Annotated in this window: 23 protein-coding genes; 11 read left to right on the top strand and 12 right to left on the bottom strand. The window is 38.0% G+C overall.

Annotated features, from left to right (window positions below):
- Positions 1-429: 429 nt before the first annotated feature.
- Both C8N37_RS10135 and C8N37_RS10140 read right to left on the bottom strand, forming a co-directional pair.
- Positions 430-1,008 carry a cyclic nucleotide-binding domain-containing protein gene (locus C8N37_RS10135; protein ID WP_108158802.1) on the bottom strand — a complete coding sequence of 193 codons (579 nt, stop codon included), beginning with the start codon at positions 1,006-1,008 and terminating at the stop codon, positions 430-432.
- Between the two features lie 220 nt (positions 1,009-1,228).
- Positions 1,229-1,618, bottom strand: a complete 390-nt coding sequence (locus C8N37_RS10140) for a hypothetical protein (RefSeq protein ID WP_108158803.1) — start codon at positions 1,616-1,618, stop codon at positions 1,229-1,231.
- 280 nt (positions 1,619-1,898) lie between these two features.
- Here C8N37_RS10140 and C8N37_RS10145 point away from each other — a divergent pair, with 280 nt between their 5' ends.
- The 7 genes from C8N37_RS10145 to C8N37_RS22790 all read left to right on the top strand — a co-directional run bounded on the left by C8N37_RS10145 (position 1,899) and on the right by C8N37_RS22790 (position 6,555).
- Entirely contained in the window at positions 1,899-3,191 is a 1,293-nt protein-coding gene (locus C8N37_RS10145) for a hypothetical protein (protein WP_108158804.1), read from the top strand.
- A gap of 109 nt (positions 3,192-3,300) precedes the next feature.
- The gene (locus tag C8N37_RS10150) at positions 3,301-3,684 is read left to right on the top strand and encodes a helix-turn-helix domain-containing protein (RefSeq protein ID WP_146171051.1); all 384 of its coding nucleotides are present in this window, start codon (positions 3,301-3,303) and stop codon (positions 3,682-3,684) included.
- Between the two features lie 435 nt (positions 3,685-4,119).
- On the top strand, positions 4,120-4,764 hold the full coding sequence (locus C8N37_RS10155) for a DUF6266 family protein (protein ID WP_108158806.1): 645 nt from the start codon (positions 4,120-4,122) through the stop codon (positions 4,762-4,764).
- 79 nt (positions 4,765-4,843) lie between these two features.
- On the top strand, positions 4,844-5,389 hold the full coding sequence (locus tag C8N37_RS22665; RefSeq protein ID WP_244914404.1) for a DUF6266 family protein: 546 nt from the start codon (positions 4,844-4,846) through the stop codon (positions 5,387-5,389).
- Positions 5,390-5,411: 22 nt separating this feature from the next.
- The gene (locus C8N37_RS10165) at positions 5,412-5,867 is read left to right on the top strand and encodes a DUF5675 family protein (RefSeq protein ID WP_244914388.1); all 456 of its coding nucleotides are present in this window, start codon (positions 5,412-5,414) and stop codon (positions 5,865-5,867) included.
- A 300-nt stretch (positions 5,868-6,167) separates the two neighbouring features.
- Complete coding sequence (locus C8N37_RS10170; protein WP_108158808.1) at positions 6,168-6,392, top strand: hypothetical protein; 225 nt, start codon at positions 6,168-6,170, stop codon at positions 6,390-6,392.
- Entirely contained in the window at positions 6,379-6,555 is a 177-nt protein-coding gene (locus tag C8N37_RS22790) for a hypothetical protein (RefSeq protein ID WP_170114508.1), read from the top strand. Before C8N37_RS10170 ends, C8N37_RS22790 begins: the two co-directional genes overlap by 14 nt.
- A gap of 168 nt (positions 6,556-6,723) precedes the next feature.
- On the opposite strand, the gene C8N37_RS10175 is transcribed toward C8N37_RS22790, so the two are convergent.
- The 6 genes from C8N37_RS10175 to C8N37_RS10200 all read right to left on the bottom strand — a co-directional run bounded on the left by C8N37_RS10175 (position 6,724) and on the right by C8N37_RS10200 (position 9,591).
- Positions 6,724-6,918, bottom strand: coding sequence for a hypothetical protein (locus C8N37_RS10175; RefSeq protein WP_108158809.1), 195 nt, complete (start codon positions 6,916-6,918; stop codon positions 6,724-6,726).
- 82 nt (positions 6,919-7,000) lie between these two features.
- Positions 7,001-7,291, bottom strand: a complete 291-nt coding sequence (locus C8N37_RS10180) for a helix-turn-helix domain-containing protein (RefSeq protein WP_108159060.1) — start codon at positions 7,289-7,291, stop codon at positions 7,001-7,003.
- 175 nt (positions 7,292-7,466) lie between these two features.
- Positions 7,467-7,844 (bottom strand): hypothetical protein, encoded by a 378-nt coding sequence (locus tag C8N37_RS10185; protein ID WP_108158810.1) that lies wholly within the window; start codon positions 7,842-7,844, stop codon positions 7,467-7,469.
- Positions 7,845-7,913: 69 nt separating this feature from the next.
- Positions 7,914-8,306 carry a hypothetical protein gene (locus tag C8N37_RS10190; protein ID WP_108158811.1) on the bottom strand — a complete coding sequence of 131 codons (393 nt, stop codon included), beginning with the start codon at positions 8,304-8,306 and terminating at the stop codon, positions 7,914-7,916.
- A 30-nt stretch (positions 8,307-8,336) separates the two neighbouring features.
- On the bottom strand, positions 8,337-8,729 hold the full coding sequence (locus tag C8N37_RS10195) for a hypothetical protein (protein ID WP_108158812.1): 393 nt from the start codon (positions 8,727-8,729) through the stop codon (positions 8,337-8,339).
- A 268-nt stretch (positions 8,730-8,997) separates the two neighbouring features.
- Entirely contained in the window at positions 8,998-9,591 is a 594-nt protein-coding gene (locus C8N37_RS10200; protein ID WP_108158813.1) for a Crp/Fnr family transcriptional regulator, read from the bottom strand.
- A gap of 442 nt (positions 9,592-10,033) precedes the next feature.
- On the opposite strand from C8N37_RS10200, the gene C8N37_RS10205 reads away from it, so the two are divergent.
- Entirely contained in the window at positions 10,034-10,366 is a 333-nt protein-coding gene (locus tag C8N37_RS10205) for a hypothetical protein (protein ID WP_108158814.1), read from the top strand.
- A 159-nt stretch (positions 10,367-10,525) separates the two neighbouring features.
- On the opposite strand, the gene fabF is transcribed toward C8N37_RS10205, so the two are convergent.
- The 3 genes from fabF to C8N37_RS10225 form a co-directional block, all read right to left on the bottom strand.
- Positions 10,526-11,764 (bottom strand): beta-ketoacyl-ACP synthase II, encoded by a 1,239-nt coding sequence (gene fabF / locus C8N37_RS10210; protein WP_108158815.1) that lies wholly within the window; start codon positions 11,762-11,764, stop codon positions 10,526-10,528.
- Complete coding sequence (locus tag C8N37_RS10215) at positions 11,761-12,198, bottom strand: PaaI family thioesterase (RefSeq protein WP_108158816.1); 438 nt, start codon at positions 12,196-12,198, stop codon at positions 11,761-11,763. Before C8N37_RS10215 ends, fabF begins: the two co-directional genes overlap by 4 nt.
- 376 nt (positions 12,199-12,574) lie before the next feature.
- Positions 12,575-13,168, bottom strand: coding sequence for a TetR/AcrR family transcriptional regulator (locus tag C8N37_RS10225; protein ID WP_108158818.1), 594 nt, complete (start codon positions 13,166-13,168; stop codon positions 12,575-12,577).
- 341 nt (positions 13,169-13,509) lie between these two features.
- Between C8N37_RS10225 and C8N37_RS10230 the strand changes: the two genes are divergently transcribed.
- Together C8N37_RS10230 and C8N37_RS23180 are read left to right on the top strand one after the other, a co-directional pair.
- Entirely contained in the window at positions 13,510-13,680 is a 171-nt protein-coding gene (locus C8N37_RS10230) for a class IIb bacteriocin, lactobin A/cerein 7B family (RefSeq protein WP_108158819.1), read from the top strand.
- 14 nt (positions 13,681-13,694) lie between these two features.
- Positions 13,695-13,820: a hypothetical protein gene (locus C8N37_RS23180; RefSeq protein ID WP_261775295.1), complete on the top strand. Its 126-nt coding sequence runs from the start codon at positions 13,695-13,697 to the stop codon at positions 13,818-13,820.
- A 426-nt stretch (positions 13,821-14,246) separates the two neighbouring features.
- On the opposite strand, the gene C8N37_RS10235 is transcribed toward C8N37_RS23180, so the two are convergent.
- Positions 14,247-14,543, bottom strand: coding sequence for a helix-turn-helix domain-containing protein (locus tag C8N37_RS10235; RefSeq protein ID WP_108158820.1), 297 nt, complete (start codon positions 14,541-14,543; stop codon positions 14,247-14,249).
- A 156-nt stretch (positions 14,544-14,699) separates the two neighbouring features.
- Between C8N37_RS10235 and C8N37_RS22795 the strand changes: the two genes are divergently transcribed.
- Positions 14,700-14,837, top strand: a complete 138-nt coding sequence (locus C8N37_RS22795; protein ID WP_170114509.1) for a hypothetical protein — start codon at positions 14,700-14,702, stop codon at positions 14,835-14,837.
- The last annotated feature ends 4 nt before the right edge of the window (positions 14,838-14,841 follow it).

Below are 14,841 nucleotides of genomic sequence, written 5' to 3' on the forward strand. Positions count from 1 at the left end.
ACATAAATAATTCGTATATTCATATCGGTTCAAATCGGTCTACCTGTATATAACAGGCTGGCCACATAAAAGCTTCCGCGCATCGGAGGCTTTTATATTAAAGTGGACTTTTATTTCCTGCACCGGCCACCGGGGAATGTCGCAAATTTGCGACGGTATACTTTGATACCTAAGTTGTTTATATTTATGTTTTTCATGGTCATAGTTTATTCGTTTATCCAGCAAACATGATATTATTTAAGATGCTTGATGTAAAATTAGATTCCTTCTTCTTTAGCTTCGTATAGCAATGCTATAGATTGCATTTTTTTCGTATTTGTCAGACCATATTGATTTTGATCTTCGACAGCTCTTATTATTTTTTTGATACTTGCTTTTCGTAAAAATATAATCCTTCGGTAAGCTCTGATAATAGCAATGCGATATATCTTAGCTCTTTCCAAGATGATAGCGTAAAGATTTATAATAATCACGATCACAGGAAATGTTTAAAAAAGAACGACGTTCTTTGATGGTAAGTAAAGGCATAATATGAGGCATCTTGAGAGAAAGCTCATGTACGCGATGTAAGGGGGGAAGTTTTAGGATATGTACTATGTCCTGCAGTCTATTGACCTTATGCTGTTTCAGGATATGGAATATCGTACTCAGCTCAGGGTACTGTTTGAGTGCGTGTTTGAAATGGCTGTTGCTGATCTCATATAATATAGTGGGTTGCAAAAATTTGATAGCGACGGATGTTGCCCGATCACTATAGGGGTGATTGCTACCCGTAAAATATTCGTTCTTCCCATTGATGCGTTCGATGCGAATGAATGTGTCTGCTTCGAGCACTTCTTTGGCGACTACACCATCAATTATAAAGCACCAGGTCGACATCGGAATACCAGCGATCTTGTAGTAACTTCCTTTTTTATAAAAATGGAGCTTTCCATGTTCTTTGATATAATTTTTTGCTGATGCGCTGAGCTGATGGTATTTACTGAAAAAATCTTGCATTCTTTCCATAATTTAAGATCATATGTTTAGTAAGTTGGAGTAATCAGCTCGATTTCTATAGACAGCTGTTTTATTTAAGCTAAATTTTGGCGTGGTTCTTTTCATTGAGTTTTATTTAGGTTTATATAATAGAGGTTTATTTAAAGGTTATATATAGGAGTATTTGAAATATACAAGGGGCTGGGGATCTCGCTACCAGCCCTCAAGGAAATTTGTGGATTTTAATGGATCAACTGTAGTGGATGCGGATCATTAATGGCGTCACGATCATAGTTGCTGAAGAGGTTTCTAATGGTGCTTGCCACTTATCAAGTCCATGCACAACGATACTTTTCTTGTCGGGTACTTCGTCATCCTCTTTGTCGTCTTTACTAAAAACGACCATGACGCCCGCAGCATAACTGTTGGCGATGGCGTAAGCTAACTCTTGCTTAAAGATGAGATCCATCGATTGCAGCTGAACGAGTTGAGTGGTAGTGAAGCTAAAAAACTTATTGATCCAGCTATCAAAATCGTTTCGGATTTCGGTCAGTTCAATCTCTAATAGTTCAGGTGACCGCCCAAGAACAATGGCTTGCATACTATTGACACCCTCTTGGTCAAAGTTTAACGTGTTCATGATTTACTGTTTATTGGTGAATTCCAAATTTGGCAAATCTATCTTTTTGAGAAAAGAGATGGTGGCCAGTAATAGGCTAAGGCATAATAAGAAGAGTCGTTAAACTGATTTTTCTAGTTTAAGGGTATCTAGAAAGTATCTTTAAACTTTAAAAGTACCGGCAAAATACCTCTTTAAAGCTTGTTTTTTGAGTTTTTAGACAAATCTGCAGTTTTGTTTTATAATGAAATATTGTTAATTTGCATTTTAACCTAATTAATTATTACTTTTTTACATACGAATGATCCACCTATTTGAAAATCGCTTTTTAAATATAAATGCCTTATCTGGACATTTTAGGGCATATTATTTTTATTATCTGATGTTTGTTTTGTTACCCTTACTGTATAATAAGATTACCTATAATTATACCTGGACAGACTCATCGGTTTTCTCTTATAGATTTGGATCTCTTTTTCTGCTTACGATGTTTGTGATTGTTTTTATAACGGCTATTTCGCTTGTTATCCAGCTGCTATTCACTTATGAGGATGATAAGCAAGATATCGTCTGGAAGAAGGGGAGTGCTCGGGTTCTGTTTTATGTGCTGCCAATAGGACTCGGGCTATGCATTTTGATTGCATTTAAATACATCTGGTATGAAGGGGAGCAGATGTACGCGATCTTGTGGGAGCATGCTAAATCCCGGTTTTTGCTGTATCTGGTTATGATGATCGCTTTTTCGATCTGGTTGGATACAGATCGAAAGCGCAATTTGCTTATTACTTATTTTCAGCATGAATATCCTCCAACAGCAGGTGAAGAGCAAAAAACTTATGCTGTTGACGTTATTGATCGTCCAATCGAGGAGCAGCGGTATGCTCAGATGGATACTGTTATTGAAAAATTTTCTCAAGTGGTCGAAGATAAGCTGACAACTGTACTGGACAATAAGTTGCATGATCGAAATGAAGAACAAGTGAGCCTGGTCAAGAAGGCACTAATCGAGTTTGTAACTGATCATCAAGTGCAGCAAGATAAAACTGAACAGATGTTAGGTCATCCTCCGCTTAAAGAGATCGTTAAGGAAGCGATCGAGGAATGGCAAAGTGAACGCGATGATCTGCCTGATGAGGTATTGCTCGAAAATCTGTACGCCAGTTTATATGCAAAGAGTCCAACCAAACTTATGCCTTCTTTTAATGAGCTGGGAGCTGTGGTATTATTCCATATTTTTGCTATTGAATCGCACACAAAGCATGCTGTTGTGATCTTGACTGACGGAACCCGGATTGACTCGCCTAAAATTTTAGAGACATTGAAAAATCTTGGTCTCTTAATCTGGTTGGTGAAAGTTAATAAAAATCATTATATCAATATGATGCATGTATGTTTTATGGATTATAAAAACGGCCAATTTGTCAAGATTCAGAGCCAGACTATACAAGCATTAAGTACAAACCTAACGAAGAGTGAAGTGTTAAAGATTTGTACATTAGGAAGTAAAGTAAAGAATAAATATATAGAGGAGTTTTTGAAATCGAGATTTGAACTGCGTTATAGAGGTTGGAATGCCTGTGTACCGTTGAGTTAAAGTCCTATATTTCCAATTATAAACTAGACCGATTGAGCTGATCAATAGGCCTTAATGGTGCTATATCAGTCAGGATCTCGGCGGTAGGTCGCCCTTATCTTACCTACATATGTTTTTTTATCAAAACACGGCTTCCACTCAGGAGTCAGGCCACTGCTTTGGCTCCAATGCAACATCCATGGCTCACGCAGTATCGTATTATTTCGCAACACAACCCACCTCATCAGACCCCGATCTGCATAGCAAAGTGGATCGCATGCTCAGGCTGCTTGAAGGTCAGCAGCAGGACGAAGGAAGCAAGCTCGCCGGCACCATGAGCACGCAGGAGGCTGCGGATTTTGTTGCTATTTCCAAACGCACTTTTGAACGCAAAGTACAGCAGGGTCTGATCAGTCCGATCGCTAAACATAAGAAGAAAAATCAATTTTCAAAGCAGGCTGTCCTCGAGTTTTTTATCGCTTATCGGGGCTATCAGCCCGCGCAATTGCCTTAGACAGATTAGGAGGGTAGGGTGACTTGCTTTTAACCTTGTTCGTACCTGCTTTTAACCTTGTTTTAAGGTATCCCATACTTGTACCGTCCCTGCAAAGTCCCTGCACCGTCCTTTTCCCGGTGCAGGAACGGTATAGGAGCGGTGCAAAGACGGTGTATAGAGGCCTTTGATTAAAAGGAGCTGCGGAGCTGGTAGCCTCTTGGCTAGAAAGAGGTCATGTTTTCATCGGTCTGAGCATCCGGATTTTTAGAGCCTATAATATTTTAAACCGACAAAGGCCGACAACATGTTACCGGTACGCCGACATACACCGACAAGATCATTTTGGCTCTTGACAAGCCCTATGTTCAGGTGCTATGTTTGTCATCGTAAAGCAGAATATACCGGTATGCATCAAGCCTTTACGTATGGTCAAATCTTTTAAAAATTAGAAAAATGGGAACAATTAGACAAGGTGCCAATGGGAGTTTTCGAGGTAAAGCCGGCAGCGTGATAGGGTCAAGCTGGAAGGGTATCGACTACATCAAAGGGCTGCCCAAAAAGCGGACAAAAGGAGCTACAGAAGAGCAGCTTATCGTGCAGGCACGATTCTATGCGATGTCAAAATTCTTGATGCCCATAGCCCCAATCTTGCGCCTGGGTTTTGGTCAGGTCAATGCCAATCGGATGACGCCGACCAATGCGGCCCTGCAGCAGAATATCAGTCAGGCAGTGGTCGGATCTTATCCAAATTTTGAACTGGACTACAGTAAGATCATGATCAGTTCGGGCTCCTATATCGGTGGCGGTGCGATGGCCGTATCGGCATCGCTTGGGGTGCTGTCGGTAGACTGGGATTTTTCACTCAGCAGCCTCTATGATTCCAAGGCAGATGATCAGGTGATCATCTTACTTTATCAGCCCAAGGCAGATGAATTTGTGACGACCCCTACGCCGGCCACACGTGCCAATGGGACTATCGATATTACGGTGCCATCACATTTGCTAGGAGCGAAGGGGCATGTATGGATCTTCTTTGCTGACCGAAAAGGTACCAAGGTATCCAGAAGTACCTACCTGGGAGAAGTGGACTTAGTGTAAACTGTTGTACAGCATGTCGAATCGGGAGAAGCGTCGAGCTTCTCCTGCTTTCGATATGATAAACCAATCGAATATGTTGATGATATCCAATAAAGAAAAAACGCAGGAGCAGCCCAATCGGGCCAAATCGACCCAGCTTGGATTTAAGTTGGTCCGGTATTTCCTCAATCCGCTCAATCTGCTGATCCAGATTGGCTTTGCGACTCGTAAGAAAGGAAAAACAGCGCTCGGCAGGGCGATGTCGCACCATTTACGCAATGCGGTCACCGGAGAGTATCCGGATATGAAGATCGATCCGGCCAAAGCAAAAATAAGTGAAGGAACCTTAGCTCCATTGCTGAATGCTCAAGCCGAACGTGTGGGCGATTTTATGACGGTGAAGTGGGTATTACCGGATCAATTTATCGCAGACTATAGCAACTGGGACGATGAAGTGATCCTGTGTGTGTATGATATCGAGGCCGGAAATGCAGCGGTCAATGAGCAGCAGGTGATCAGAAAAGATGCCTATATGAAGTTGCAGTTGCCTTCTGTCTTACGGGATAGACCCGTACACCTGTATCTGATGCTGCACGATCGGGATAAACGGATGGTCTCCCACAGTCTGTATCTGGGGAGTTTTTAATGAATTTCTAAACAAAAATCGTATGCTGTTAAAAGTTATCCGTATCAAACAGGGGAAGGACAGTACCCTGTCTGAATTCTATCTGAACCATCAGTTTATCTGCTATGGTCTGGAGGATATCCCTCGTGAGCAGAAAATCCCGGGGAGTACCTGTATCCCTTTGGGTACCTATACATTGGGTTTCAACCGAGATGGAGGTATGAATGGTAATTACTATGACCGTTATCCTCAGATGCACCGGGGTATGATCGAGATCCAGGATATCCCGGGTTTTAAATATGTCTATATCCACATCGGTAATACGCATAAGCATACTGCGGGCTGCCTGCTCGTGGGAACAAAGTATGTCTTTGAAAAAGGAGACTATCGCCTGGAGCAATCCGTTACGGCTTACAAAAAGTTGTATCCCTTACTGGTGGAGCTTATGATGAGCGGGGAGGTTGTTATGGAAGTGACGGAGTTGTCACTCATGCCGTGACAGGCAATTACTTTTTCCCTTGATGAAAAAAGTAATCAAAAAAATCAAGGTTGCATTCCTTAATGCTATTCCACCTTAAATAGGCTAAATGAATTTAAACTCGTTTCACTCAGACATAAATTCATTTTTAACACCTCTTTTTCGGTGCAATTACGCAGTCGTAATACAAGGCCTTTTGGATAAGCCTGCAGCTTTTGGGGATTAGTATACTGACGGAGTAACCGAGTAACAGAGTTATCGAGTGACGAAGTGACCTATTCTAACACTCTAACTTACTAACTATCTAACCTTAACAACAAAATGAAAAAAATAATCAATAAAATCGGTCAGGTCTTGCAGGTGATCCTGCTAGCACCTGTAAAATTGCCAGGCAAGGCACTGCATATCATCAAATATATCGCTTTAGGTCTTGGTATAGTGGAGACGGTGCTGGATGATCCGGACAAAAAAGAAGCGGAGGAGTCTCCGCCGGATGAGCCTATGGTGCAGCAGAAAGAAAAGGAGATATCCGATGAAATGGAATGACATTAGGATCGGAACTCTTGGAGGTACTTTGTGTTCCATATGGGCAAGTTTTTCCTTGGGCGATCTATTGCAAACGGTATTGATGGCTGCAGTAGGGACGGTGGTCAGTTTTGTGACGAGTAGACTGCTTGGGCATGTTGGAAATAGAAAATCCAACAAATAATCGAGCAGTTTATGTCTTTATTCTGATGGAATGTTAGCATTCCGGATGTTCAAAAATGCTCCTGAACAACGAGACACCTTCCACGGATCTCGTTATTAGGGAGCGTTTTTTGTAATCATGCAGATTGGGATAAGCAAATGATAAACTTATGGAGCGATTATTAAGATTTTAAAAATGTGTTTTAAATGCCCTGCTCATCAGTTCTTTTTCTGCTCTTGATATTCCAATCTTATCTGCAAGATTTTCCCACTGGCTTACGCCTTCTAGTATTTCTCCAATAATACTATCCATTTGATTTTGGTTAAGTCTAAAAAACTCACCTACACTTTTAGCAAGATCAAAATCCAACGCGTTATTGTTCATGTCAATATTCAATGAAAGGCCATCTTTTTCTATTGTAGGGTTTAATTATACTTAATATGCCAAATTTATTTTGCGCCATTGTCTACTTTAATAATTCGAGATCTTGCAATTTTCTTCCTAAATCATCGTTTGCCGCTAACTGCAATACATCATCTTGTAAACCTAATACTCGGAGCACGTTTAAATAGGCGCCAAATGCTACACTGGTATCTACTTTTTTCAATGAGATATAACGTTGAGCGGCAATTTCAGCCCGTTCTGCAAGTTGAATAGTGGTTAGTTTACGACGCTTCCTTGCTAACTTTATGTTCTCGCCTATTTGTTCCATAAGTTTGGCTAGCCTAGGGAAAACGATTTGTTTCTTGGTACTCATATCTCCGTATTGTTTGATATTATAGACAAGTTCAATTGATTTGATTGAAATAACAAACATGAAAAGATTTCGATTGATATGTTAGCGTTACAGATCTTGATCTTTATTGATGCGTTACGTTTTGCGGGCGTACCCCAGAATGAAGTTGTACTTGTCAGCAAAGAGGTCAGAAAATCTACTTTTCAGATTGGGCATTTATAGTCCTTTTTTGCCTGTTCTTTTCGATGGTATTCCAATCCATATATTCAAAATGAACAGCGTTTACCAAATAGTTCTTCCATCGCCAGAAACAGAGTGGATTAATTTTGTATAGCCGATAGAGCTTCCTGTTTTCTTTAGCAGGTGATGTATTTTTAATAAAATTTTCAAAACCAAAAGTCGAGAATCCAGGGCTTTTAAAAGAAAAGTGCTGTGTTTGGATAAATGATCCATCTAAGTTAGCATATCTAAAATATCCTTCGTCCAGTCGATGAGCAATATACTTATTGATGAAAGGTAAATTAGGAATCAGTAGTATACTGATCAGCAACATCAGAATTGTTTTCTTTTTCATAGTGATATCGTGTCTTGCGGGTGCACTTTTAGATTACTGGCCTGAAATGGCTAAGATTAACAATGGATCCTAAAAATCTTGATATCTATTCTCAGGATTGTAAGGAACTCTGTTGGGCTCAATCTCTTTCCACGATTTATAATCAAAATCTCTACTTGTTATGAGATAGTGAGACCATCGCCAAAAACATAGTGGATTAATTCTGTAGAGACGATACACCTGTTGGCTCTTTTTCTCTGGATGAAATTCTGCTATATAGCGATCAACAGATTTTAGGCTAATGTGAGGCGATTTAAAACTGAATGTGTCATGATTGGTATATGATGCATCTGCATTGGAATATTTAAAGAGATCACCATCAATACGATGAAGTAGGTAACCGTTCACGAAAGGTAGATTACTCATAAAGCCTGCGATCAGGTATACATAGAGAAATGTTAATAAGTATTTTTTAGTTTTCATATGAATTGCAATTTGTGTAAACTGATGGGCTTAAAAAGCTTGATATCTATTCTCAGGATCGTAAGGAACTCGGTTAGGCTCAATTTCTTTCCACGATCTATACTCGTAATCCCTACTTGTTATGAGATAATGAGACCAACGCCAAAAACACAATGGATTAATTCTGTAGAGCCGATATACCTGTTGATTCTTTTTCTCTGGATGAAATTCTGCTATATAGCGATCAATTAACCATTGGCTTATAGGCGAAGATTTGAAACCAAAGGTGTCATGCCAAGTAAAAGAAGCATCTGCATTGGAATATTTAAAAACATCACCATCAAAACGGCGAAGTATGTATCCACTTACGAAAGGTAGATTACTCATGAAGCCTGCGATCAGGTATACATAGATAAATCTTAGTAAGTATTTTTTAGTTTTCATAATTAATTAGAGTTTGTACCACTAACAGGTATGGGCAGTGATAAACTACCGAGACTTATTGAATTGTCATTAAATCGATTTGATCATGTTATAGTTTATAAAAGAAAATAACTGCATATTTTTCATTCAAGAATAACTATCGTTCCCATACAGTCGAACGTCATTAAATCTATATTTGAATGAATAACACTAAATTAAGGGTAGTAAAACGATATCCTTTTGACAAAAGGCAAAAAATATAAATAGTTGAAAGAAGAGTAATTTAAGCTTAGATCTTTGCTCGAATTCTGCTTAGGGTAGATTGCGTTATTCCTAAATAGGATGCGATGTAACCTAGTGGCACACGTCTTAGAATTTGAGGTTTTCTAAGGATCAATTCATGATATCTTTCTTTTGCCGACAGCATACGTAGCGCATTAGCTTTACTTTCGCTTTCGATATAATATTGCTCCGTGAGGTACCGTCCTATAACATTAAATTCCAGATGATGCTGATAGAGATGGGAAAGTGCGGTATGCGTCAGTTCCAAGGTAACACAGTCCTCTAAAGCTTCAATGGCTTCAAAACTTTTTTGCTGACTATAAAAACTATACACTGATATGGCGAGTTCTCCTTCGGTCAGCAGCCAAGAGGTATGTTCCTCGCCATCATCATTCAGATAATAGGTCCTCACGCAACCCTGCAAGATAAAATATATCGATTTATTTACTTCGTTGAATTGCAATAAATGCGCTTTTTTGTTAAATGTAGTAAGCTTACTATGCTGGCGAATGCTCTTTTCAAGCGCTTCACTCATGGGGTAAATGCTATTAAAGATATGTAGAATCTGTGCTTGCGCTTGGTCAAGATCAATTTTTGTCATGTTAAAAATTAAGGTCTATGATGCTCAATATCTATAAAAGCTCGTCCTAAATATAGGGAAAGAATCGATGAATTAAAAATGATAGCACTCAAGCGTCATGGTTGGTTTAAAAATCTGGATTTTCCATTTTAGCGTTGCTCTTGGAGATGCAATTTCTTTCCATGGTTTATAATCAATACCTGTTATCAAGTTATAATATATTAGAAGTTAGAAATCACTGTTGGTTTCTATGGTTGGATAAGCGATTTATTGTATCAAAAAGTGAATACGTGCTATATTTTTTTCTTAATAAGCCTCCAAATCATTATTTTAAAATAAGTCTATTAAAAACTTATTTTAAAATAAACTAGAGATCGAAGCCTCAATAAGAACTCTAAGATATACTTGTGGGACTGGATAACATCACCTATGTCTGTCGAGCTTGATAAAAGGCTAGAGAATCATGATAAGGAATTCATGGAATATCATCAGTAACTTATATGGAAATATCCATTTTTTTCCCATGACATCGATCATTAGAGTGGTCGCTGGCTTTGATTGGATCATAGACCAGATGGTGTCCAGTGGAGAGATGTTGGTTTTGTTTTTGATAAATGATACAAATGGAGGTTGTGGTCAACCTACATTTGTATTTAGAAAAATAGGGATGCATTCCTTGCTGATGCACAAACGTTATGAATCGTGGATACCATTCCGTTCATCAGGAATGCCTCTACATGTGGAAGCTTATCTTGTAGCAGACTGTCCCCATGCAGGCCGAGCATGCTCGCTGTAAACACGAATCCTTTTTTTTGTCGCTTTTTATTGCACCTCCTATTTCCTAAGATTATTCCAGTTCCCCATTCAGGGGCTAGAAACTTAATAAATTTCTAAAATACCATGAATGGTATTCGTTTGTCGGTTATGATCAATACTTCTTTCCTGTTCGTTAAATTTAGATATTACGAAAAACCAAAGTAGCATTGTGTCCACCAAATCCGAAAGCATTGCTCATAGCGGTTTTAATGACCTTTTGCATGGGTTTGTGTTTGACAATTTGAATAGTTTCTGGAATGTCCGTATCCAGTTCTTCGATATTAATGGTTGGCGGAATGATATCGTCAGTAATCGATTTTATAGCTAAAATAGCTTCGATTGCTCCGGCTGCTCCCAACAAATGTCCCGTCATGGACTTGGTGGCACTGACCCACAAATTTTTGGAACCTTTGAACGTTTTTTCGACGGCTTTTAGTTCTGCAATGTCGCCAACAGGTGTGGAGGTAGCATGCAAATTTAAATAATCCAATTCCGAAAAATTGAGTTTTGCTTCGTCCATAGCAAGCTGCATGGCTTTTGCTGCTCCTATACCCTGAGGATGTGGCGATGTCATATGGTAAGCATCTGCAGTCATTGATGCCCCCACCAACTCAGCATAAATTTTGGCTCCTCTTTTTTTGGCATGTTCATATTCTTCCAAAATCAACGCTCCAGCTCCTTCTCCCATCACAAAACCGTCTCGATTTTTATCAAAAGGACGACTGGCTGTTTTCGGGTCTTGATTTCTTGTACTCATCGCTTTCATTGCAGCAAAACCACCCACTGAAGCTGCGGTAATCGGCGCTTCGGAACCACCGCTCACAAAGATTTTGGCTTTGCCCATACGGATGTAATTAAACGCATCCATAATCGCTGTATTGGCTGTGGCACAAGCCGAGACAGTGGTATAATTGATCCCTTGTAAACCAAATTTCATCGAAATCATTCCCGAAGCCATATTAACAATCAATCGGGGCACAAAAAACGGGCTGAATCGAGGGATATAATTCCCGGTTACGTAATTTTCAACTTCTGTCTCAAAAGTTTCCATTCCGCCTTGTCCTACTCCCCAAATCACGCCAATGTCGAATGGATCGATGGTGGAAATATTTAAACCTGAATCTTCCAAAGCCTGCGAGGCACTGTATAAAGCGTATTGTGTAAATAAATCGCTTCGTTTTATTTCATTCCGATCCAAGTATTTTTGGGGCTCAAAATCTTTTATTTCTGATGCAATTTGGGTGCGAAATTTTGACGCATCAAAACGGGAAATAATGCCCGTATTGTTTTTTCCTTCAAGGCTGTTTTTCCAAAAGGTGTCTACATCATTTCCCAAGGGATTGATGGTGCCTAAACCTGTTATGACAACTCGTTTCATGTATTTTTTTTTATTTCAGTTTTAAATAAATTGGAAGAACCTTTGGCGATTAATCTCGTCTTATCGGCATTCCAAATCTCACATTCTGCATTGATAAATTGCCTTCCTTTCTTGATAATATGAGTTTTTGCAATGATGGTCTCACCCGATTTTGCAGTTGAAAAATAATCAATCACATTATTGATCGTGGTGTAAAAATAATCTTCATCTAAAGAAAACATGGTAGCACCCAAAACGTCATCAACAATAGCTGCCGTTATACCGCCATGCAGATTTCCAATGGGATTGAGCCACTCTGGGCGAATCAGATATTCAAATTCTAAAGCACCCGCTTCTACACTTTTCACAACAGGATTCAACCAATGCATAAATGGTGATGGCGACGCCGAAAACTCTTGTCCAATACAGGATTTCATTATTTCTAATGGACTCATATTATTATTTTTTTGGAGTTAATACTAGCACTAATTTTTCTACTCATAGAGAAATCATTTAAGATGACCGGTATCACCATGAAATACGCAATCGCCCAAGATGTTGACCAAATGTCTACTTGGAAATTTATCCAACCAAGTTTGACGATAATCCAGTTGAATGAAATCATTCCGGCGGTTATGATATTCATCATTTATGCAAATGGCAATTTTTGTTTCATCAATTTTTCCGGTACATATTCACAAATGTTCTTTCTAAGTGTTCTTTCTGGTGCTTTCGTTAAAATCAAGCAGTGTTATTAATGGTACTCATTTCAAAAAAAATGAATTGTTAATGTTCAACATACCGATTGGTATATTATTTATCCAATTTTTTTTATTTTACGATTTCTTCATTGATAATTTTTAAAATCCGATCTAAAGCCAAATATAAATTTTTGGGTTTATTTGTCACTTTTGAAAGCAAAATTCCACCTTCAATCAGCATTAAGAAAGTGGTTGCATATTCTTTTGAATTGATATCTGGGCGAAATTCATGTTGTTCTATTCCGAATTCAATAATGCGCTCTAATCTTTTGTTCCAACTCGCAAAAGCATGCTGAACGGTAGATTTCATAAATGGCAACGCATCATCTGTTTCTGTAGCCGCATTTAACATGGGGCAACCGCCGGTTTCGGAAATAGCAATCCAGTTGTTTCGGTAAAATTTAATATAGGCAATTAGTTTATTGTAAGCGCTGGTTTCAACGGAAACAGCGCGATCAGCATTTTTCGCTAATTCTGCTGAACTATGCTTGAATACAGCAATCATGACCTCTTCTTTATTTTCAAAGTTCCCATAAATACTACCTTTTGTCAAGCCTGTAGCTGCGGTCATATCGGATAAAGAAGTTCCGGAAAATCCATTTTTATTAAAAAGTACAGCCGTTTTTTCGATGATGAATTGCCGAGTTTGTTCTGCTTTTGACATTTTTTTTAAAAATCTTTTTTTGTCATTATTGAACAAAGATATGAATATATACCGAACGGTATATATTTTATGAAATTTATATTTTGGACCTCGTACGGTTAGCAAGTATAACCTTATTGTATTTTTTCTCTTAATCTAGATGACTGTTGGCAGGATTATGAAAAAAGCGTAGAGCACTACCTACTTTACTCCAATCATCAGGGAAATTTTTTACTTACAGAAATGTTTTAAATGCTTTTTTTATGCATTGGGCGATAGTAATTTAGTACTGTTGATCAACAAAGCAGTCATCCGAAAAGGCTTATCAAATAGAGTAGGAGTAATTCTTTTATAAACAAAATATGAATAATTTAGAATTAAAAACTATCGGCGTTCAAGAAATGGACTTGAACGAAATGGTACAGGTTGATGGAGGTATAATTCCTGTACTTGCTCTAGGTTTTGCTGCAGGAACTTTTTCTTTGGCTTTAGGTTATTATGCTGGTAAAGCATTATATTATGCAACTCATTAATTATAAAGGTTATTATGGATTATCAATTTAAAGAATTATCTTTTGATGAACAAAAAGATACCAATGGTGGTGGGCTTATTCCATTAATTCTATTGGCAATGTATGTTGGATATAAAGATGCTGAGGCTGCCAATAAATAAGTAACATTGAATACTAAAAAACTGGATTAGAAAAATGATTGATAGGGGTCTGAAAATATTTTTTCTGTTATCCCCATTTTAATTTCTCTATTACGGCTTATACTTTTTATTAGCTTAGTAATTAAAGTTTTGTAGTTTTTAAATTTAGTTTATTCAACATTAGATTGATAACTTTAGATCTAGTGTTGAATAAACTTTTATATTCTAAAAATATACAAAAATATGCTGTAGTATTTGCTGCAACGCACGCTCGGATGATACCAGATCTAAAGGTAATCTCAATGACCTATGATAGGTGTCTTAGTGTATCGATCGTTAATTTAAACTCCTATGTCGGATAGATAATCCTAAATAATCCTGCCATAACATCTACTGAATAAGGTAAACCATAATCTTCAAATAACTGATTGATTATAAAAGTACTGCCTATTTTAATATAGATTTGATTTTCTTTATCCCTACAAGTAGGTATTGATATACTAAACCAAATACGTTTTCTCCCATAGTATCACTCGCTAGTGAAGGAGGCAAAAGTTCATAAATGCTAACACCAAAATACTCGGCAATTTTGTAGACCTGATCTACTTTTACTTTTGTTTCATTCCTTTCAATTTTTGAATACGCGGCTTGCGACATCTCCAGATGATAAGCAACGGCTTCTTGTGATATTTTTAGATTTTCTCTTTTCTGTCTAATAAAAGTTCCAATCTCCGCTTTTGACATAACTTACTCTTAATTTATTGATCGACAAATTTAACAATATAACCTGAGGTTATAAAATTTATAAGTGTTAAAACTCTAGGTTGTGATTTATAACCTAGAGTTGTGGTTTAGTCTTTTGTATTTCAGGACTTTTGAGAGGTAATAAAATCGAAAATCATGGAAGAAAAATTAAACAAGAGTGATGTCATTGAGCTAAGCTCGGAAGATAAAATAGAAATAAACGCAGGTAGTGAAAGAAATCAAGATAAACGTATTGATCTGTTTGAAAAGTTATGGAATTTGTTTCAAGGGTGATTGT

Source organism: Sphingobacterium faecium (assembly GCF_003054045.1).
GTDB classification, from domain to species: domain Bacteria; phylum Bacteroidota; class Bacteroidia; order Sphingobacteriales; family Sphingobacteriaceae; genus Sphingobacterium; species Sphingobacterium faecium.